This window comes from Acinetobacter sp. 'aerobic (ED)' (assembly GCF_904886855.1).
Taxonomy (GTDB): Bacteria; Pseudomonadota; Gammaproteobacteria; order Pseudomonadales; family Moraxellaceae; genus Acinetobacter; species Acinetobacter courvalinii.
Genome location: NZ_CAJHGI010000004.1, coordinates 21,283 through 39,737 on the forward strand (window position 1 = coordinate 21,283; position 18,455 = coordinate 39,737).

Genomic DNA, 18,455 nt, shown 5'->3' on the forward strand with positions numbered 1-18,455 from the left:
TCGCCCTTAGGCGACCATTCAATAAATCTTATTTTGTTTTACTCAATTTACTTTATAGCCGATCGTTACGTTGAACTGGATGAAATCGCTATCCTTGCCTGCATTGATCGACTGCCCCTGCAAACACTCAAGATGATCAATATTGAAATACTCGAAATGAGCCAGTAATGCATCACTGAGTTCGGTAATCGCTTTCTCTCCCGTATGCTGCCGGTCGAAGCATTGAATCATGATATTGCCGGTTCGCCGTGTGCATGGCTTGTCAGCTATACCTGAAATAAAGCTTGATCCACCCGCTATTGTCAGACGACACCACAGGCCAATTTTAGGCACTTTAAATTCTGGTGCATTCGGATACTGGATCCGCGATTGATCGATACCAGTAAAGCCCTGCATGCGAGCAATGATGGCTTGTCTTGCTTGTTCAAGTGTCATTGCCATATTAGCCACCGTACTTTTGAGAGATAAAGTTAAATGTGGTGCTATAGATGCCCTGAGGTGCCTGATCTGACCAGCCATTTTCCAGACGTTCAGCATAAGGCTGATTGTTCTGGATATAGACCAGATTTCCCAGCTTGATTTTAACCGCTTGGACCGCTGCATCCTGATTGGCATTTACCTCAGGTTCACGTACCCCCATATCAGCAGAACCGATAGAAACAATGTGTGAAGCACGATAAGCACCAGTGTCAACTGGACTGGAAACAACCAAGGACTGAACTGTATCCATCACAATATTTTTTACATTTTGTTCTGAATCGCTGACGATCTGCACGGCGAATTCATTTGGCTTTTTACCCTTCCATCCCAACCTTCACCTCACTTGCCTGATACATCTCGAAGAGATCCTGAGCGATCGCTTGAATTGAATAAGCTTCAAATTCAGTACTAGGTTCACGCTCACCCATAAGTGTTTTAACTCGCTGCCAGACATGCACCGCTTCATGCAAAAGCAGCCCATATACTTCGATTAGATCTCGCCCCGAAGTATCACCAAGTTGAACGACTGCATAAGTCCCTTCCTGGTAATAATCAACTTGAGCAGCGGCTCCTTCGATAGCAAGGAATTGATCCGCCTCCTGCATGTCATCGAATAACAGATCCATGTGAATCTGATTGCGGGCCAGCGTATATTGAATATGCTGAAATGGTGACATATACCATTCAGGCACATAGTTTGTATTTACCATGGGATCTCCTGTTAACTTGGTAATGACGTTTCAGTGAGTTCGCGTCCATCAAATGAGTAATGAATAAAAATGCCATCCTTATAATCGGGATGGCATTCGCAATGAAAAAATGTGTGTGGTTTTAGATCATCATCAGGTACCACCTGCACACTGTCGTGAAATTTATATACGGTCCAAGTCATATTTACTCCAACTTTGGCCGATAGGTGATTCGATGTTTCTTTCCTACGGTGAATCGGCCAGAAACAACCGTATCCCGATTTAATGAGTACCAAAGTTTTGTTTGCTTGATACCTTCACTATCATTTTCTTCAATTTCCCTTTTTTCCCTATCCCACTCATTGTGAGTTCCAATCAGAAGGCGGCAGATTAAAAGAATCACGATAAAAAGAATCGCAGCGATAACTAGCCATTTCACTACACCTTCCTCAACTGGCATTTCCAGATTGTTTCAGCTGGATCTTGTTGAATATGCATGACTCGAAAATTGCCAAGTGGTGTAAACCACTCATCATCAATTTTCGGTACCATGGTTACTTCATTCTGTAGAACAACCGCCTTTTTATCGGTGGCCAAGACACCGAGCGTCTGGATCTCATATTGATTGTATGAGCCAAACAAAACCCCACGGCCAGAATAATTTTCTTTGATTGTCTTGTGGGTTTCAGTCAGAGGATCCCAATCTTTTTTGATGATCCGCTCACACGAAAGGGATTGAACGGCATCTATGAGATCTTCATTAAATGCCTCGGCAATGTCTGCCTGCAGCTCGTCACGTAAGCCCATTAGATCCTCCGGATAAAAAATACTGAAGAGCGCTTGGTGAATGGCTTAATCAGATCCAGAATGTATTGCTCAGTGGCATTCAGCTTTATGGACCCATCCTGGTATTCCTTTTCCGATTCAACCGAATCAGCCTTAATCTTTTTACGTTTTAAGACCTGTTCCTGCCCTTGGTAGAGTTCACCCTTCAGGATGCCCTTAATGATCTCGTATGAGGCTGTTTTTAGTGCCTTAGGCACTTGTGTCACATCTTCATAAGGTTTCACGTTACGGGCGATCAGATAGGCTTCGGCCTTTTGCAAATAATCAGCCTTATCACTGGCAGATAAAGCATCAAAGCCTTGTACATGTTCAATCGCTTCTTGTTCAGTGATAAAGCTCATGGATTATTCCTTTGGCTCTTGAGGAATGAGTGCAAGTAAATCGTCTTTACGGGTAACGCCGTCAAAAGAAATGCCTTTTTCAGTCAAGACAGCTTTGATTTCATCTACCTTCAGAGATGAATAATCAATAGGTTTATTCTGTTCCTGGTTATCACCTGCACCCGTTTGATTCTGATCACCCGCACCAGCTTCCAGCTCGGCAATACGCGCCTTCATTGCATCAGGATCATTTTTGAATGCAATAAACTCACCTTTTACGCCTGCCAGTTGCTCTTCAAGTTCATTCACCTTTTCTTGTGTCATTTGTCGTTCCCGTGCTCGGTTAAATGATGAAAGTCCCATGTGAGGATCTCCAAATAATTATTAAAGTTGCCTTCCAGTAGTTACCGAAAGGCAAAAATACTAAAGGCGGGTTATCCCGGCTTTTCGTTATTTGACCTTGTGTTTAAACGCCACAATACGAATCTGCTTTGGATCGTATACGCGTTCCCAGTTACTTTCTGTTGAAAGGCCTCCATTGTTCGGTGCAACGCCCATTGCGCCAGCCCATTTAATACCACGAGGATGCAGAACAAAGTGACGGCGGTTAATCAGAATGTCTGAACCGGCTAAACTGTCACGGTCAGTTTCAACTCCAACCGGTGCGCCGATATCCTGGAAGCCGATTGCTCCCTGGCCAAACAGGAATGAAGTGAATACATCACCGTCTACAGGCATGCCATCATCAACAATGACACGGCGGTCCATAAAGGTTTTATAAAGCACCACACCATCTGCATCACGTACAGTTTCAATCAGACCTTGTTTCGCCAATGCAGCCATCGTTGCTGAGTGCATGGCAATTGCAGTTAATTTATCAACAGCATCACCCAACTTATAAGACGCATCGATAAAGGAAACGCCGTCAATAACTGCTGCAGCGCCCGCACCTGCTGAAATATCGTGGATATTACTGGCCATACTGGCAGAACCGAACACACCTTTAAGCGTATTCACGGTAAAGCCCTGAAATTCACGAGCCCAGTAATCTGCAACAAGATCACCAATCGCACCCAGTGGATCATCACCAGACAATGCCTTGGCTAAGTCATTAGCACCCCAAGCTTTACCGCGGGCATGTAAAATCGCAATATCCTGACCTGCTGCAATGTTATTTACGGTTAAGGCCTGACTATCTGACAGAACTTCAGACTCACCATCCAGATCGTTCCAGAACGGGATATTTACGGTAGATCCGCCTTGGGTACCGAATGCAACTTCAACATCCAGCTCACCAACAATACCGGACTGCCATAAAGCAGATTTCTTGGTAGTTTTGTTTAGAACGTACTGTGTGAATAATTCCGGAACAATTACATCAGCAATTTTTGTTTCAGCCATTTGGCCTTCTCCTTAAAGTTTAATACCATGTTTTGCAGCAAGCTCTTTGGCTAACTGCGGATTTTCATTTCGTAATTGAGCTAATTTAGTGAGGTTCACAGATCCATCAGGTTTAGTGATATCGACCTGAGTTTTTGTATTGGTGCTGCCAGGTGAACCTGAACCATTTGCTTTTGGCCAGAAGTAAGGTTTTTGTTCACGCAAGGTTTCGACCCATTCCTTTGGTGATAATGGCGTCTTGCCATCTTTACCAATGACGACGTCACCGTTTGAATCGACTGCGACCGCTTTGCCATCCTCGTCTAATACAAATTTAGACTGGGCAAGAAATGCGATATCAACAGTTGCTTCTGGTAGTGCTTCAAGTTCAAGAGCAGCCTGTACAATCTGGCTTTGAACCACGGACTGTTTAAACTTATTGGCATAGGCTTCAGCCTTATCCGCACGTTCTTTTTCAGCATTCAGTAACTTGTCATGTTGTTCACGCATCTTCTCGGTACGCTTTTGAATGACTTCACCGACTTTGCCTTCAGCAATTAACTTTGCATCTTCATCAAGTTCCAGTTGGGCAAATAACTTTTTAACGGTTTCAGGATCGATACCCTCAAACTGTTTCTGCAGGCGTTGTAATTCGCGTTGTGCAGTCTTAGCGGCATCACGCTCGCTTTGAAGTGCAGTTTTTAGGCCTTTGGGATCTTCGTAACCTTCTAAGTCAAAGCGAAACTTCCCGTCCTCCTCAACATACAAAGCACGATGTTCTTCTTGGATCTGGTCCAATGAATCTACAATAAATGGCAATGACATGTTCAAACCTCTCGTTTGGTTAAGTTGTGCCTTATCTCAAGGCAATAAAAAAAGCGCCCTTAGGACGCTTGAATTGATAAATATTTAGAACTTTGTTGAGATTTACTGTTGTTGCAATTTCTCCTTAAGCAAATAACCCTCTAACGCCCAAATTTTATTACGGGCATTTTCATACGCAACTTTCCGGCCAATTTCAGCATTAAAGTTTTCAGGGCTTGCACATGCAGATTCACCTGTAACCGTAAAACCATTTTTAAGTATAATTACACAAAATGTCAGTAGGTCTAATTCCTGAGGAGTAATTACCACACGCTCCTCTTCAGGAAGATTGTTAAATTCTGCGGAACCAGTAATTGCTCCAACAAAGCCATCTCCTGCGGTAAAGTAGGCAACATGTTTAATAACTGAATCGATATGACTCGGTATTAAGCGAGGTGCATTTAGCCCCTTACTTTGAATTTCATTTTCAATTTGTTGCTCGGTATTTGACATTTCTTTTACTCACAAAAAAGCACCCTTTTGGGTGCCTTACGATTAATGAAAATAGTTAATCAGATTCTAGCGTTTTGACTGTGACGCTCGTAAACACATAACGATCAGGCCGATCAATTTCAGACACATCAGTAAAATTCAGGTAAATATCATGAATATTGACACCCGTTTCGATTTCAAACTTATTGACCAGTTCTGCAATCTGAAACGTTAGAGCTTTTTCCAGTTCTTCCTTGCGCTTTTTGCATTCGCAGATTGATAATTTAGACATTTTAAATACCTTCCTTACTTTAAATACCCAGCTCTTTAAAAGCTCGTTCATCCAGAAGTCTTAATTGCTCTAATGTATAAAGCTCACCTTCAGGATCGAAGAACTTTTCAAAATCAAACTTTCCCTCTTTGTAGAGCTTGTAACGTTTTGGACCGAGCCATTCCTTTTGAAAGAAATCATCTGTTTTTTTGAAAAATTCTTTAAAGGTGGTGTTTGCGTCTAACTGGCCAATCAGCTGACCACGTTCCTCTTTAGGAATGTCCTTAACTTTGCGCTCATCCATGACAAAAGGTCGTTGACCAGCCAGTTGCCCATCCTTCTCAACAGGAACCAAGGTACTTCGGCAGTTAGGATGTAACGGCGGGACACGTTTTGCAGGATCATCAATTTTCCAGACCGAGCCATCCAGGGAAGCACAAACTTTGGAAGTTCTTCCATCGAGTACGCTGATAAACCTGACATATTGAATATCTAGCTCTTTAAAACTGTTTAAATAGGCCTGATTGGAGACATGAGTACGTATAGTCCTTACCGTACGATCAATATCAGTTTTGGTACTGTTTAAAAGCCCGTCTTCATATTGAAGTCTTTTGGTACCACGGATACGTTTAATAATCTGGTGATTGGTCATCCCGGTATTAATGCCATCACGAATCGCATATTCCACTCTCTGACGAGCAGTTTCTGCGATTTTAGATAAAAGTTCATCAACGAGTGCTCCACCCGCCAAAGGGACCTGTTTCGCTGCTTTATAAAGCTGTTCTCCTTTATGAGCTTTCTTTGTTGAATGGCCAAACAGTTTTGACGTGTAATTCGCTTCATAAACTGCAAATGAAATGGCTGATACGGCGAACGTCTCTGGTATAGCAACATGAATTGACGTAAACCACTGGTTAATGAGATCCCGAACTTCACGTAAATTTGAGGTTGTATACTGACCACCAGCAAGTGCAATCTTCTCAGCATCGCTTAATTCATCAAGCAAACCATTTAATCGGGTCAGCATATCTAACGTTGCATCATTAAAAATGCCTTGCAGTTCATTCACTGATCTCGAAGCAGCACGATATAAATATGCCTGATGCTGTGTTAGAACATTAAACAGAATTTTTTCATCATGATTTGCCATAAAACGTTACCTCTATAGTGGCGCACTCTCCTGTTCTACTTCTATACGCTCTAATTCATCTTTATATTCATGTGCTGGTAATTTCCCAGTCACCAGATACTCCCAGTATGTCTGGAATGAATTCTTGCCTGCTAGTGCACCTTCGTAAAGTTGTTTAGCAAGATTGATATCGTATTGCCCTACGACAAACTCAGGCTTCACCGTAAATGCGTATCTGGAAGGATCCAGCTTTAACCACTGAGCCGCATATTTAATTGCTTGTTCAATGGCTTCAGCAGCACACATCACAATACTGTGCAAGCTGGCATGCTGATCATCCTGACGTGCACGGCGGGCTTCACCAGATTCCTGGCTATTGGTATCAATGACCTTTGCACCGGCTTCAAGCGCCGAGTTTTTCTGGGCATCCATTTCCTTTTTGGTCATGTCGATGCCATCGCCCGAAATCTCGAGATAACCACAAGTCGACTCGTTAGGGAGACTCCAGACAGCCATGACTCCAGTCACGCTAATATCGGAATCTTCATCTAATCCACTAACCCATGGTTGTGGATGCGCCGTATGGTGCAATGACTGGTAATAATCTGCACTTAACTGGTAATACTTCAATGCAGCTTTGGCCATCGTCAACAATGGTACTGAACCTACATCAGGTGAGTTGTCTGTGGTACCGCAGAATACAAACGGCGTAAAGGAAAGCTGGTTACCCCCCAGATCTGGTGTTTTATCTTCAGGTAGCGCCCCATCAAACAGCCGAACTGTTAAAGCACCATCCTGCATGGATAAAACACGGTGCACGGTTTTCGTATCATGACCAAACTCATCTTCGCTATTATCAAACTGCTCCTCGAGCACCAACAGCTTGAGATCCTTACGGCCACCAATGCTGTTTTCTTTCCAGTTAATGATTGATAGCGCGTCATACATTGCAAAATAAGGAACGCCGTTGCCATCTACGTCCACCAATAAGCCGCATCGGCCACACTCCAGCAGTTCAACACATACGCGAATAAACAACTGCTTAAGCCCAAAACCGTCATTGGTCGCGTTATTGATCAACCCCTTAAGCAAAGAACTTTCAATCACAATATCTGGCTCAAGTTTTGAGACCAGACCGATCATGGTCCGTAATGAATCCTGAACCCATAGCGGATACTGAGCACGGTTCACGTATGCCTTATAGATCTCACCTGTAGTATCACCCTGCTTCTCAGCCTCGATCATGCCAGCTGATTTAGGCAAATAACGAATAGTCGCCTGCTTGATCTGCTCTTCACCAGCAATGGCATCACGCATCATCTGCCAGCTTTTTTGTGCAGCAATATACTGCGGATGTTTATCAGTAACTGCCATAAAAACACCATAAAAAAAGCACCTGTAATAGGTGCGTTGGTTAAGACATGCCTCGGATCCTTCGCATTCCTGCTGACTTTTTGTCGATCGGGAATAAATATGCGATTGGATAAGTACCTGCATCATTCATGTGGTCAAAGCCAGACTTCTTATCTGGTTGCCCATAATCATCATAGATCTGACGTTCCAGGCATTTTGCAAAGTGCGGACACTTGGTCACATTTACGAATAATCGACGCTCAGACAAGGTATTGCAGAGCATGCCATTCATTGAATTGATTCGATCCTTCACAGCAGGGTTTCTGCTGTTGACGTGGACCTTAAATCCAGCCTTTCTAAGTAGCGCCAGATCGGTTTCGCTTGCATTGCTAGACTTTCGGTTCTCACCCGAAGCATCGGGATAAACAGCAACCTCATGATCAGGATAGCGTTCCTGAATTGCATCAATCATTGCAGGGGTATCAAACAGGTTTACAAACTCATCAACCGCATGCATCTGCTCACCACGGCGAACATAGACCACTGCTGCCATCTTGGTAACGTTAAAGTCCATACCGATGTGCAGTACTTCATTCGGTTGAACTGTTTCAGTAGATGCGCTTAACGTTCGATTAAAGCAATAGAAGATAACGCCCTGATAACTTTCAAAGCTGGCCTCATATTCCTGGCTAAACGTCTTAGGATCCATCTTGCGTTTCGCAACGATGATCTCTGATTCAGGAATATTCCCACCCTGTAAGGAGGTATAAGAGAAACTCTTACAATCAGGCTCATGTCCAGGCTGACCATCCATGAATGTGTCATAACAGTGGTTAAAGCCTTTGGGTGTCCCGATCCTTAATACATTTCCCCCAACCCGCTGTTCGCCGTTGACCACATACTTACAGGTTGAAAGCATTGGTCGAAGTACTTCTTCCCATGCTGCCCATTTACAGTCGGCCCATTCATCAATAATCAGAAAGAATAAGCCAGATCCACGAAGATCATCATAGTTGTCCAGACCAACAACACGAATAACATGGCCACTTCTTAAAGTAATCGAACACTCGGTTTCATTGGGCTTGCCAGCTCTCCATGAGGCAGGAATTGCCTGTTTTAATCTTTTCCAGAATACCCGCTTGGCTTGCTTAAAGGTCGGTGCTGCATACCAGATCTCATCTTCAACCGAAACATTCCATTGAGCGGCCAGTCTTGCTGCCCTGCGCATCTCGGCTTTGGCCAAGAAGGTTTTACCAAAACGACGACCACACACAGCATCACGAAAACGCGCTTCTTTCTGCCAGCCCCATAAATAGATATTGGCCTGTTTTGGTGTTAATTGAACTGAACCTTCTGGAGGATTAAAGAATTGGCTCATCTGGTATCTCCTCATCAGGATTCAAAACAAGTTTGTAATCCTCACCAGGTGGACGATGCTCCGGTGGATTCACTTCACGCTGCAGCTTTTGCAGTTCTAGCTTTTTAATCTCAAGTTCAACATCGGCTTTAGTCTGGCCTGCTTCACCGCCGTTGGAAGCCGCACCCTCTTGGCGATTGCTAAACTGCCCACCAATGTCCTTTGCAGCTTGCTCCAGTAACTTCATTCCAGTTTTAACGTTTCGGGTTTTATCCAGATATTTTTGATACTGCCGCAAACGGTAATACTTGTTTGCAATCGGAATATCTATCAGGCCTTCATCGAATTTCGCCCTTGTCTCCTCAAAAAGCTCAACATACTTCTTACTTAGATTGCGGCCTGAATATTTGGTTGGATCGTACGCTTGGCATTGGCTTCGGGTAATATCCATATCAAACTCTTGTTTGACGCTCTCCACTACTTCCTGAGGGGTATCACGGCAAGCAAGAGACTGAACTATAAAGATTTTTACAGGCTCTTTTAGTGCCGCCATAAACGCACCTCCGTACAACTACGTACAACAAGACAGGCAAAAAAAATGAGCCCTAAGGCTCAACCAATAATGCATGTCCCACAGCACCTAGAAATATTTACATCTGATACAAACGGCGCTTGCTTCGCCACTTCAACAAGTCGCTTCACGTCTTCGCTTGCTCCCCAGCGTTTGACCACACCAACAAACTCTTCAACGTCATGGCCAGCCAAGTAGTGTTTCGGCAAGCCTGTCATATCGCTATAGATCAGCTCGCCGTCTTCAGGATCTCGCTCAACACCTATGTGGTAAAGCTCATGTTCGATCAAAGCACAGAAATCCCGATCTGAAGCCTGTTCGCAAAAGCTAGCATCAATGGTAATGAGATATACCGGTACATAACCGAACCAATCCCGCATCTGCTGCTCTTGTCGGGCTTTACGCCATCCGCCTTGGTTAAACATCACCTTTTCACACTGGCCGAGCACCATACGCTTTTTAGCTACACATGCGGATGATGCCCAAGCAAATGCAAGGAACTCTTCGCTGTCGTGGATGAGCTCAGCAATATGGTCATGATCCGGATTGTGTAGTGGTCCACCAATGGTTAAAAAATTCTTTACCACCCAATCCTTCATATCCTGTGCCGGTGCCAAGCGGATCGCTTCTTCCTCATCGGCTTGGTCCATCAATTCAGTCGGTGGAAATGGTCGAATCTGGCTCATTGAATTTATGCCTCTTTAAACTTTTAAGCCATTGGTCAGCATGACTTGCTTCTATCTGCGTTGGTCCTGATTCATCAATCTTGTATCGAGTAGATGATTCAATACGTATAACGGTATAACCCTTTTCCCAAGCCTCATCATATTTATCCAGGCTCCAAGCTTTATTTGCCAATTTACCTTTACGTCCACCGGACCAGGGTCCACCAGAAATCTCAATTAAAATCCTGTGCTCAATAAGGTGAAAGTCATAACGCCAATGTTTTGTTGATTTGAATTGGAATAATTTTTCGTATTTGATCTCTAATATTTGTAAGGCACGTTCCAGATCTTCAAATGTATCTAGGTAGGCTTGTTTGGCTTTCGGCAGTGGTCTGCTTTTAGGCTTGGGTTTCGGTACAAGTTTTCTGGTGAGTATAAAATACTTGTCGATATGCATTCTTTCACCCGTATGTCACGGCGACCTTTCAGCCAACTTAACTTTTCAACTAACAAAAAAATCGCTCATCTGAGTGAGCGATTTTTTCAGAGAGAATCCATTCACATGAATTCCATTTGAAAAAGTAAATTTATCGAATTTTATTAATAAACAAAAGAAAAGCCATTTTCGTAGATTTTATCTGTTGGAACATAGAAATATCCGTGACACGCTCCTGTTACATCATCCATTGCTCCAAGAGAAAGAATACCACTTGCAATAGTTAGCGCCGTAAATACTGGACCACCACTGTCACTAGGACCACAGGTATTGGTATTAACTTTTACCCAAAAAGAACCAGGAAAGCTTGGATCTCCAATCGAGGTCCCAACAACCTCTACTTTCCCACAACTATATCCTGTCGCGACGCCGTAGTGACAAACACTATCACCCACTTTTGTAGATGATAAAGTTCTACGCCCTGTTAGGGTACGCGTAGTATTTGGCCCAACATAAAATTTATTTGTGATATTTGCTACAGTACTGTTCCATTGCAAATCATTCGATTGAGAAAATGGTTTTTCTCCAACAAATATGTATTTTGTCCCATTTTGTTTATCTTCAAAATTATTAGGACAATGAGCAGCTGTACTCATGTATTTGGTACCAGCTGAGTTCTTAATACCGAATGCTGTCGTACAATCATAATAGGTTGGAGCTTGAGACTTATCGACTACAAAACTTCCACCATGAGCATCAACTAAAGGCTTAATTGTCCAATTAACAAAATTAACCTCTAAAGGAATATTAGGGTTCTTCCACTCAGATTTAATCTGCTGAATTTTCTTGAAATTCTCTGATGTATTACTACCTTTTACATTTACAACAATACTTCCAGTTTTTTCATCATAACTAGCTGTTTGTACATTAGTAAAATATCGTTTTACTAGCTCTTGAGCCTTCTTAATTTGCCCCTTAGCCGTATCCCTTGTTTCAGAAGCTCCATATTGTACTTCTATAGGAAGATTACTTTTTGCTTTGGCATTGCTAATAGCTACATTCCGCTTTTGGTTAGTGCCATACCCTTTAACTCTTACAACGATCTTATAAGTTGGTGTATTTTCAACGTAAATACCCGCAATACGCCCTTTAAACTCTTTCTCAATTGCTTCTAAAGCAGCATCCCTATTTGCCTCTAAAAAAATAGCTTGATTAGCTTCAGCAGTACTCACACCATGTAATACAGAATAACTACGGATATCTTGCTCAACACCATTATCAGAGGCTGCAAATGCGTAAGAGGATGATATTAATAATGTTAATAATATTTTTTTCATTTTTTACCAACTGTTCTAAAAATAAGTTTCACAATATAAGGATATATTATTTAAATAAAAACCAAGTAAAGCAGTAAGATCAACATCAACACTTCTCTATAAGAACTAACACTTTCTCTCAACCATTGAATATATAAGTAAAAAAAATTGAGATTTCAATTTATAAAAAGCAATCTTAGTAATTGTTATTTTTTGTTCAACTTGTTTTTCTAAACCCATCGTTGTAATTAAAGCGCAAAATTAAAAACCCGCCGAAGCGGATCAATTCATTTTATATAATAGCTATTTCCATCAGAGCTATTAAAAACCCAATCTAAAGTAGGATAAATAATTTCACCTTTAATCAAAATATATTCAATTTTTGCACTTGGGATACGTTTTCTTGAAAGTGTAACTTCTGTATTTTCCTCTAGATAGCATGCCTGTGCACTTTTTTCGCTACCCTGATAATCAACAACTGTAATGTCTTTTAGCATCAATATGCTCCAGTTTAATCAATCATAGTATGCCTAGGAGTACATTTATACAAACTGTAATTTTCTAACTATCAAGTTTTATTAATTTTAGACTTTTTAAAATAATCCTGATCAAAAATATATGTGTTCTTTATGTACCCCTACTTGAAATTTACAACGTATGTTTCCAGCCATTAAGTGATAAGACTCAAGTAGTTATATATAATTGATTTTATTTGTGAAATATTTCATCGAGATAAATATCATCTGCAGCACATATTCATACATATAGGTCTTATAACTACCGTAGTGTAACGGCTTTTAAAGCGTACTATGGGCTCTCCACAGTGAAGTTAAGAAGATAAAAATGTCAGGTTTCAAAAGTTTTTCCCAAAATACAACCAGCCATGCAAATACGATTAAAGCTCAATCAAATGAGCATACAGAAGTAAATTCCCCTACTGAATCTCAACCTTCACAAGTTCCAGGCCTCGATAAAGATCAGCCAGGAAATAATGAACAGCCAGATCCTAACAACAAATAATTTCTTATTAGCAGCGCTTTCGAGTTATTTAATGTACTGCTACTATTAAGAATAAATTAGTGCACTGATTTATTTTACTTTTAACTACTATTATCAATTTGATTTGTTTAGTTATTTAAGAAATTACAACCATTCATTCCCTAAAATTGATATGACTAGTCTCTCAGATCTGAGGGGCTTTTTTAATTGTTTTCAGCACTTTACTCCTCTACCAGCATTTTTTTCGAGTATCCTCTATACAAAAAAGCCCACATTTAGATGAGCTATATCCTTTAATATAAATTAAATTACGAAAGATATGGGTATTTTTGAGCTAAGTAATTGTTCGCAATCCTAGTTGTTACTGCATAGGGCAATTCAGCGCAAAGCCAAAAACGATATGTATTTTCACCAATGATATAGCTTTGGCGATTGTATGTAGACTCTTTAGTAGAATCTATCTCGCTTGCTTCAAAGTATGTTCCTTCACGGTTAGTCACTACTACACCGTCTAAATCACCACCTATACAGATGTGCATCATACTTATCCTTAAATTTATGATTTAAAGCTTAACACATAAATTAAAAGTGCCTGCCACAAACATGTCTATCAGAATTGGTTTTTATCAACTACGAACATGACTTATAACTTTAAACTTTAAAGAAGTACTTAACTCTTTAACGGGGGTGGCTCCTCTTCTTTCTCTCAGAATTCGTCTACGTCTCTCATGTGCCGCATCATATTTAGCAGTAATTAAACTTTCTTCCTCTTGCTCTTGATCGGGAATGTATTCAATCACTGTCTCCATCCTTATGAGTCTGTGTACTTCACTAGAGATAAAGCATACATCCATTAGAAGCAAGCAATTTAATATTTTATTTCTAAGGAAAAGCCCGCAAATACGGGCTTTAGCTGTATAAAAAAAGATATTTATGCATAGAAGGAATGAAGGACTTCTAAAAATTTCATCTTTTTAGTGATTCTTAAAATGTTTATATTCATCACTTTTAAAGTATGAATCAATTAAATTTGCTGTAACATCCTCTTTTTTATCAAAAATATTCTTATTACTTTCGTCAAATGAAATTTTTTTGTTTTCTTTGAATATAGTTTTTATATTATTCTCAAAAGAAAACTCAGGTGGTATTTCATCAAATACTGGCGGTATCCGTTTTACTCCACCTTCGGTATTTTTTTCAATAAAACTAGCCAGCCAAAGAATGAATTCATCTTTGTTCTTATAGTTTGGAACTAGACTTATATCTATATGGATATGACCATCTGCGGGGTCACAATGAAAACCGTCAACAAAGTCTATAAAGTTGCAAAGCAGCTTCAGATCTGTATCTTTAAGTTCCTCACGTAGCTGTTTAATTATCATATTTAAACAGTCTTGAAATGAGGTGTTAAATTTTTTACTTTTTTCAAAATGCTTGTAAACTTTCTCAGCAATACGTAGATATTGTGGCATTGCACTACCTCCGTTTTTTTAGATAAGAAAATTATTAAAAATTAAATAATGAAGAATACGTAAATTTTATTGTCTATTTTGTGAGCAATGTAAGTTTTTATAAATTTCTACCGCCGTGGATCATATTGCTAAAATTTTTTGATCAGCTTACAACACAAAAGCCCGCATAATGCGAGCTTTTCATGATGGCTTTAAATATAAAAATTCCAACGTGACATAAATATGCCATAACTTGTGTACACAAGCAAGTACCTACTTTACCTGCAACTTGCATCAGGCTTCTGGTTATAGAAAATTGCCGTCATCTCATGAGTCAAATAATCTAAGAAAGCAAACTTTTCGGTTGGTTCCGGTGTTTCCACAAGCCAAAGCGAGTACTTCACCTCATTAAGCCAGTAAATTACAGTTTGATTCTTATGAATAATTCTCCCTTCTTCCATCTTTAATTCATTTATTACCTTTAAACACTCAACCAAGAACTTTGCTTTTTCTAATGGCTGATCTATTTGGTAAAAATTACTTCTAGAAATCTTATATACAGCATTACTAAAATCATAAATAGCTTGATCCGGAGTGGATTTCATAATGGTCACAGCAGAACCTAAGTCAGTTAAGCGAGTCTATAGAACTTTCAATTTTTTAGTATCTTTTATTGCAGTAAATCCGATTTTAAATTTGGATATCTACCTGAGATGAATGCCAACCCACATTTCATGTCTTGGCGAATCTGAATAGTAGAAGTCTCAAAAATTTCTGCTGCTTTCCTTAACTTTGTGTTATTGACACAGACACACCAGAGAACATCTAACCACTCTTGCAATACCTCGCTTTCATGCTGTCTTAAATCTAAAATTATGCGCTGAAATGCTCTTGCTTCATTATCAGTGATCTGACAAGTAATCCCTTTATGATAGCTAGGCTCCTTAAAGCTTTCATCACTCATATATTGTGCAAATAGCTCATCTCGCTGCTTTTTGCTTAATTTCTTTTTAGGTAAGCATTTATAAAATTTCTGTCTATTTTCACTATCTCCATTAATCCATGCCCCAAATTGACGAAACCAGCCCTCAGTACTGTATTTTGTCCAATCTGTTGTTTGCATGATTGTTAATTTTGCGTTCATATTTTAAACCTCGCGTACATCAATATTTAGAACCGTTTTCATCAAATGCTTTTTATTTCTATAGCTGTCTTTCTTTCTGGTAGCAGCTGACTTCACATCTTCAACGACATACTCACCAACAGTGTTGTAGTAGGTGAAATCAGCAAAATAACGCAGTGCCGGCTTTGTCCGCTTTTCTCCATCGATCTTTGTTTTTGGTGCCAGCTCAAACTTAGTGTGATGTTGTAATCCGGTAATCTCACCACGCTGTTGCATAGCCTTGAGCTCAATGTACCGCTTGTGCTCTTTCTTGCTATCGAAGGTCATACCATCGCATTCGACCTTACTGGCATTGAACTTGTTGCGTTTGGCAGCCTTAGGTTGATGAGACAGCTTAAGGATTTCTTCACGGTACTGGGTGAGGCTCATACTACTCATCAGGCTGCGCTTCCCTTGTATTCATTGCTGATGTTGATCAGGTACTCAGCCCATTTCTTGAGGTTTGCAGGATCCTTGAGCATTGGTTCCAAACGCTTAGCAAGTTGCTCATAGCTTTCGTTGCCTATGGAATATTTAGCGAACTCAGGTAAACGAGATAACTTGCTTGCAAAGAAATGTCTTTGTTTGTCAGTCAGCGTGTCTTTGGATTTTGCTGGTTGCTTCTGGTTCGGTTGAGAAGAGTTTTTCAAACGGTCTTGTTTTGCTTTCGCTTCAAGTAACCAATTTGCAAAATGGTAGATCATGAGCTCATCACACAGGTTCTTTTCAGCGTTAAATAATTCAAACGCTCTTAACTCACGGTTGAACCAGGTTGATGAGATAATTTCATTTGGGTTGATGTCGGGATTTGCTTGAGCAATTTCCAAACTTAATTTTTTTGAACAGAGCCAGTGTTTTTTATTTATAGATTCTATTGATAGATTCATTGGGAGGTTCTGTGTCCCAATATTGGTACTGGTTGCAGTACCGTTTTTGGTACTACTGGCAGTTCCATTATTGGTACTAGTACCGTTTTTGGAACCAGTACCTAAATTGGTACCCGTTCCGTTTTTGGTACTAGTTCCATTTTTGGGACTGGTTGGATCATCATCCTCCCGACCTATAACACCGATCAGTTGATAGATCTTTACTCCGTTACCTGTCGTTTTACCCGTAAATTTTATGAATGCACCTTCTTCGAGTTCATCCAAAACTTTAATGATGGTTTTACGGTTGAGTACTGTGTCTTTCTCCAGACGTTTTAGGCTCGGATAGCATTTGTGCTCGTCACCGGCTCGATCGGCCAAGGCAAGTAAGACAAGACGCTGACTTGATGTTTTGACTGCTGCCTTAAATGCCCAGATGGTTGCATCTAAACTCATAAACCTGCTCCTAAGAATTCAAATGCGCTTTTAGCCACGACTGGTACTTGTCCATTTCCAATGGCTTTAAGTCTGTCCACCCGATGGGCCACCCCATCAACCACCCGACCCAATCCGGGTTCAGTCGTCCACCAATTGACACTCCCATTTGTTGCTGTACTACATTTGGCAACTGCCCCATGTGGGCTCGCTCCCCACGCATCAATTTCTTTTGGTTTGTTTGCAAGGCATTCGCGCCCTTGTAATCTCTCCGAGTCGGTGTTGGAAAATTGGCAACTGCACCCGGCAACCCATTTCTTGGATGATTGTTGAGCTTCCCTCCCTTGTTCCCGTCCGAAGCTTTGGGAGTAGGCAACAATCCAGATTCGGTCACGAATATGGGGCGCTCCAAAGTTAGATGCTGAAAAACGTGCCCAGTGCGCGTCATACCCCATTTGGGCAAGGTCACTGATGACTCTGGCAAGTCCTCTGGAAACAAGCATTGGTGAGTTTTCCACCCAGACTTCGCCAGGTCGAACTTCACTGATAATTCGTGCCATTTCTGACCAAAGTCCTGAACGCTCTCCATTGATCCCGGCACCTTTGCCGGCAGATGAGATGTCCTGGCATGGAAATCCGCCAGAAATAACGTCAATAATTCCTCGCCATGGTCTTCCATCAAAAGATTTAATGTCAGACCAAATTGGGAAAGCCGGGAGAATTCCATCATTTTGTCGTTGCGCCAAAACTTGTGCGGCGTAGGCATCACGTTCAACTGCGCACGCTGTTGTACATCCCATGAGATGCGATCCGAGTATTCCGCCACCAGCGCCTGCGAAAAGAGCCAACTCATTCATGCATTCCCCTTAGGGCGAACGTATCCGCCCATGTATTCAATCTTTTGGGCCTTATGTAGGCTCGTTTCAATTTCCCCGGCTAAGTGCAAGGTAATTCGGCCACGGCGAGCAAGCTGCTGTCTAAACTCTTCACGGGTTATTGCTGCATTGTCTTCGTTGTACCCGCGTTTACGGAGATTGGCCTTATTACGCTCAAGTAGATCATTGAGAAGTTTGAGTGCTGGCTCATACCAGGACTGGATCGACTGAGCTTGTTTATAATCTGGCAATCTGGAGGCAATGTTCATGAAACCTCCGTTAATACTTTCTCAGAATTTGAGAGACGATGTTTTGCGCTAAGCTCAACAATAGACGCATGACGCAATTCAGAATGTGCCGCAATGATTTTCTTGTCCTTCAACCAGATTGAGACCCCACTGTTCTGTACGGCCATAACCGTAAACAGATCATCTGAGTCAAAAGTGCCATCTACAAATTCGAGTGGCGTGTTTATTACGACGACATCCCCCACGATAAAGTCACTGTTGTGGGTTGAGTAGTCGTTTGATATATTTGTCATGTTCTTAATCGCTCTAG

General features: G+C 41.2%; 30 protein-coding genes. 1 reads left to right on the forward strand and 29 read right to left on the reverse strand.

Annotated features, from left to right (window positions below):
- Positions 1-42: 42 nt before the first annotated feature.
- The 20 genes from JO943_RS08865 to JO943_RS08960 all read right to left on the reverse strand — a co-directional run bounded on the left by JO943_RS08865 (position 43) and on the right by JO943_RS08960 (position 12,606).
- Complete coding sequence (locus JO943_RS08865) at positions 43-441, reverse strand: hypothetical protein (RefSeq protein ID WP_202740566.1); 399 nt, start codon at positions 439-441, stop codon at positions 43-45.
- A 1-nt stretch (position 442) separates the two neighbouring features.
- On the reverse strand, positions 443-811 hold the full coding sequence (locus tag JO943_RS08870) for an HK97 gp10 family phage protein (RefSeq protein WP_202740567.1): 369 nt from the start codon (positions 809-811) through the stop codon (positions 443-445).
- Positions 795-1,190, reverse strand: coding sequence for a hypothetical protein (locus tag JO943_RS08875; RefSeq protein WP_202740568.1), 396 nt, complete (start codon positions 1,188-1,190; stop codon positions 795-797). Before JO943_RS08875 ends, JO943_RS08870 begins: the two co-directional genes overlap by 17 nt.
- A gap of 11 nt (positions 1,191-1,201) precedes the next feature.
- Positions 1,202-1,372 (reverse strand): hypothetical protein, encoded by a 171-nt coding sequence (locus JO943_RS08880; RefSeq protein WP_202740569.1) that lies wholly within the window; start codon positions 1,370-1,372, stop codon positions 1,202-1,204.
- Positions 1,373-1,374: 2 nt separating this feature from the next.
- Positions 1,375-1,608, reverse strand: coding sequence for a hypothetical protein (locus tag JO943_RS08885; protein ID WP_005183589.1), 234 nt, complete (start codon positions 1,606-1,608; stop codon positions 1,375-1,377).
- A complete protein-coding gene (locus JO943_RS08890) occupies positions 1,608-1,976 on the reverse strand; it encodes a glutamate 5-kinase (protein ID WP_202740570.1) in 369 nt (122 codons plus the stop codon). The genes JO943_RS08885 and JO943_RS08890 overlap by 1 nt, the downstream gene beginning before the upstream one ends.
- The gene (locus tag JO943_RS08895) at positions 1,976-2,356 is read right to left on the reverse strand and encodes a hypothetical protein (RefSeq protein WP_202740571.1); all 381 of its coding nucleotides are present in this window, start codon (positions 2,354-2,356) and stop codon (positions 1,976-1,978) included. Before JO943_RS08895 ends, JO943_RS08890 begins: the two co-directional genes overlap by 1 nt.
- A gap of 3 nt (positions 2,357-2,359) precedes the next feature.
- The gene (locus tag JO943_RS08900) at positions 2,360-2,698 is read right to left on the reverse strand and encodes a HeH/LEM domain-containing protein (protein WP_202740572.1); all 339 of its coding nucleotides are present in this window, start codon (positions 2,696-2,698) and stop codon (positions 2,360-2,362) included.
- An 87-nt stretch (positions 2,699-2,785) separates the two neighbouring features.
- A complete protein-coding gene (locus tag JO943_RS08905) occupies positions 2,786-3,736 on the reverse strand; it encodes a major capsid protein (RefSeq protein WP_123774757.1) in 951 nt (316 codons plus the stop codon).
- Positions 3,737-3,748: 12 nt separating this feature from the next.
- A complete protein-coding gene (locus tag JO943_RS08910) occupies positions 3,749-4,540 on the reverse strand; it encodes a hypothetical protein (RefSeq protein ID WP_202740573.1) in 792 nt (263 codons plus the stop codon).
- A gap of 102 nt (positions 4,541-4,642) precedes the next feature.
- Entirely contained in the window at positions 4,643-5,032 is a 390-nt protein-coding gene (locus JO943_RS08915) for a Gp49 family protein (RefSeq protein ID WP_047428704.1), read from the reverse strand.
- Positions 5,033-5,087: 55 nt separating this feature from the next.
- On the reverse strand, positions 5,088-5,303 hold the full coding sequence (locus tag JO943_RS08920) for a hypothetical protein (protein ID WP_202740574.1): 216 nt from the start codon (positions 5,301-5,303) through the stop codon (positions 5,088-5,090).
- Positions 5,304-5,322: 19 nt separating this feature from the next.
- Positions 5,323-6,432, reverse strand: a complete 1,110-nt coding sequence (locus tag JO943_RS08925; protein WP_202740575.1) for a minor capsid protein — start codon at positions 6,430-6,432, stop codon at positions 5,323-5,325.
- A gap of 12 nt (positions 6,433-6,444) precedes the next feature.
- Positions 6,445-7,785, reverse strand: a complete 1,341-nt coding sequence (locus tag JO943_RS08930) for a DUF4055 domain-containing protein (RefSeq protein ID WP_202740576.1) — start codon at positions 7,783-7,785, stop codon at positions 6,445-6,447.
- Between the two features lie 40 nt (positions 7,786-7,825).
- The gene (locus tag JO943_RS08935; RefSeq protein ID WP_202740577.1) at positions 7,826-9,142 is read right to left on the reverse strand and encodes a terminase; all 1,317 of its coding nucleotides are present in this window, start codon (positions 9,140-9,142) and stop codon (positions 7,826-7,828) included.
- The gene (locus JO943_RS08940; RefSeq protein ID WP_202740578.1) at positions 9,126-9,674 is read right to left on the reverse strand and encodes a DUF2280 domain-containing protein; all 549 of its coding nucleotides are present in this window, start codon (positions 9,672-9,674) and stop codon (positions 9,126-9,128) included. The genes JO943_RS08935 and JO943_RS08940 overlap by 17 nt, the downstream gene beginning before the upstream one ends.
- Positions 9,675-9,733: 59 nt before the next feature.
- On the reverse strand, positions 9,734-10,378 hold the full coding sequence (locus tag JO943_RS08945; protein ID WP_202740579.1) for a putative metallopeptidase: 645 nt from the start codon (positions 10,376-10,378) through the stop codon (positions 9,734-9,736).
- On the reverse strand, positions 10,347-10,814 hold the full coding sequence (locus JO943_RS08950) for a hypothetical protein (protein WP_202740580.1): 468 nt from the start codon (positions 10,812-10,814) through the stop codon (positions 10,347-10,349). Before JO943_RS08950 ends, JO943_RS08945 begins: the two co-directional genes overlap by 32 nt.
- Before the next feature lie 143 nt (positions 10,815-10,957).
- Positions 10,958-12,130 carry a hypothetical protein gene (locus JO943_RS18515; RefSeq protein WP_227614446.1) on the reverse strand — a complete coding sequence of 391 codons (1,173 nt, stop codon included), beginning with the start codon at positions 12,128-12,130 and terminating at the stop codon, positions 10,958-10,960.
- A gap of 266 nt (positions 12,131-12,396) precedes the next feature.
- Positions 12,397-12,606 (reverse strand): hypothetical protein, encoded by a 210-nt coding sequence (locus JO943_RS08960; RefSeq protein ID WP_202740581.1) that lies wholly within the window; start codon positions 12,604-12,606, stop codon positions 12,397-12,399.
- A gap of 346 nt (positions 12,607-12,952) precedes the next feature.
- Between JO943_RS08960 and JO943_RS08965 the strand changes: the two genes are divergently transcribed.
- Positions 12,953-13,129 carry a hypothetical protein gene (locus JO943_RS08965; protein WP_202740582.1) on the forward strand — a complete coding sequence of 59 codons (177 nt, stop codon included), beginning with the start codon at positions 12,953-12,955 and terminating at the stop codon, positions 13,127-13,129.
- A gap of 287 nt (positions 13,130-13,416) precedes the next feature.
- Here JO943_RS08965 and JO943_RS08970 read toward each other — a convergent pair whose 3' ends face one another.
- From JO943_RS08970 to JO943_RS09010, 9 genes are all read right to left on the reverse strand, one after another.
- Positions 13,417-13,647, reverse strand: coding sequence for a hypothetical protein (locus JO943_RS08970; protein ID WP_202740802.1), 231 nt, complete (start codon positions 13,645-13,647; stop codon positions 13,417-13,419).
- 435 nt (positions 13,648-14,082) lie between these two features.
- Complete coding sequence (locus JO943_RS08975; protein ID WP_202740583.1) at positions 14,083-14,580, reverse strand: hypothetical protein; 498 nt, start codon at positions 14,578-14,580, stop codon at positions 14,083-14,085.
- Between the two features lie 257 nt (positions 14,581-14,837).
- Complete coding sequence (locus JO943_RS08980) at positions 14,838-15,164, reverse strand: hypothetical protein (RefSeq protein WP_202740584.1); 327 nt, start codon at positions 15,162-15,164, stop codon at positions 14,838-14,840.
- A gap of 65 nt (positions 15,165-15,229) precedes the next feature.
- A complete protein-coding gene (locus tag JO943_RS08985; protein WP_202740585.1) occupies positions 15,230-15,703 on the reverse strand; it encodes a hypothetical protein in 474 nt (157 codons plus the stop codon).
- A gap of 3 nt (positions 15,704-15,706) precedes the next feature.
- Positions 15,707-16,120 (reverse strand): DUF1064 domain-containing protein, encoded by a 414-nt coding sequence (locus JO943_RS08990; protein ID WP_202740586.1) that lies wholly within the window; start codon positions 16,118-16,120, stop codon positions 15,707-15,709.
- Positions 16,120-17,043, reverse strand: coding sequence for a helix-turn-helix domain-containing protein (locus tag JO943_RS08995; protein ID WP_202740587.1), 924 nt, complete (start codon positions 17,041-17,043; stop codon positions 16,120-16,122). The genes JO943_RS08990 and JO943_RS08995 overlap by 1 nt, the downstream gene beginning before the upstream one ends.
- Positions 17,040-17,879: a DNA cytosine methyltransferase gene (locus JO943_RS09000; RefSeq protein WP_202740588.1), complete on the reverse strand. Its 840-nt coding sequence runs from the start codon at positions 17,877-17,879 to the stop codon at positions 17,040-17,042. The genes JO943_RS08995 and JO943_RS09000 overlap by 4 nt, the downstream gene beginning before the upstream one ends.
- Positions 17,876-18,166: a hypothetical protein gene (locus tag JO943_RS09005; protein ID WP_202740589.1), complete on the reverse strand. Its 291-nt coding sequence runs from the start codon at positions 18,164-18,166 to the stop codon at positions 17,876-17,878. The genes JO943_RS09000 and JO943_RS09005 overlap by 4 nt, the downstream gene beginning before the upstream one ends.
- Complete coding sequence (locus tag JO943_RS09010) at positions 18,163-18,390, reverse strand: hypothetical protein (RefSeq protein WP_227614448.1); 228 nt, start codon at positions 18,388-18,390, stop codon at positions 18,163-18,165. Before JO943_RS09010 ends, JO943_RS09005 begins: the two co-directional genes overlap by 4 nt.
- Positions 18,391-18,455 lie beyond the last annotated feature (65 nt).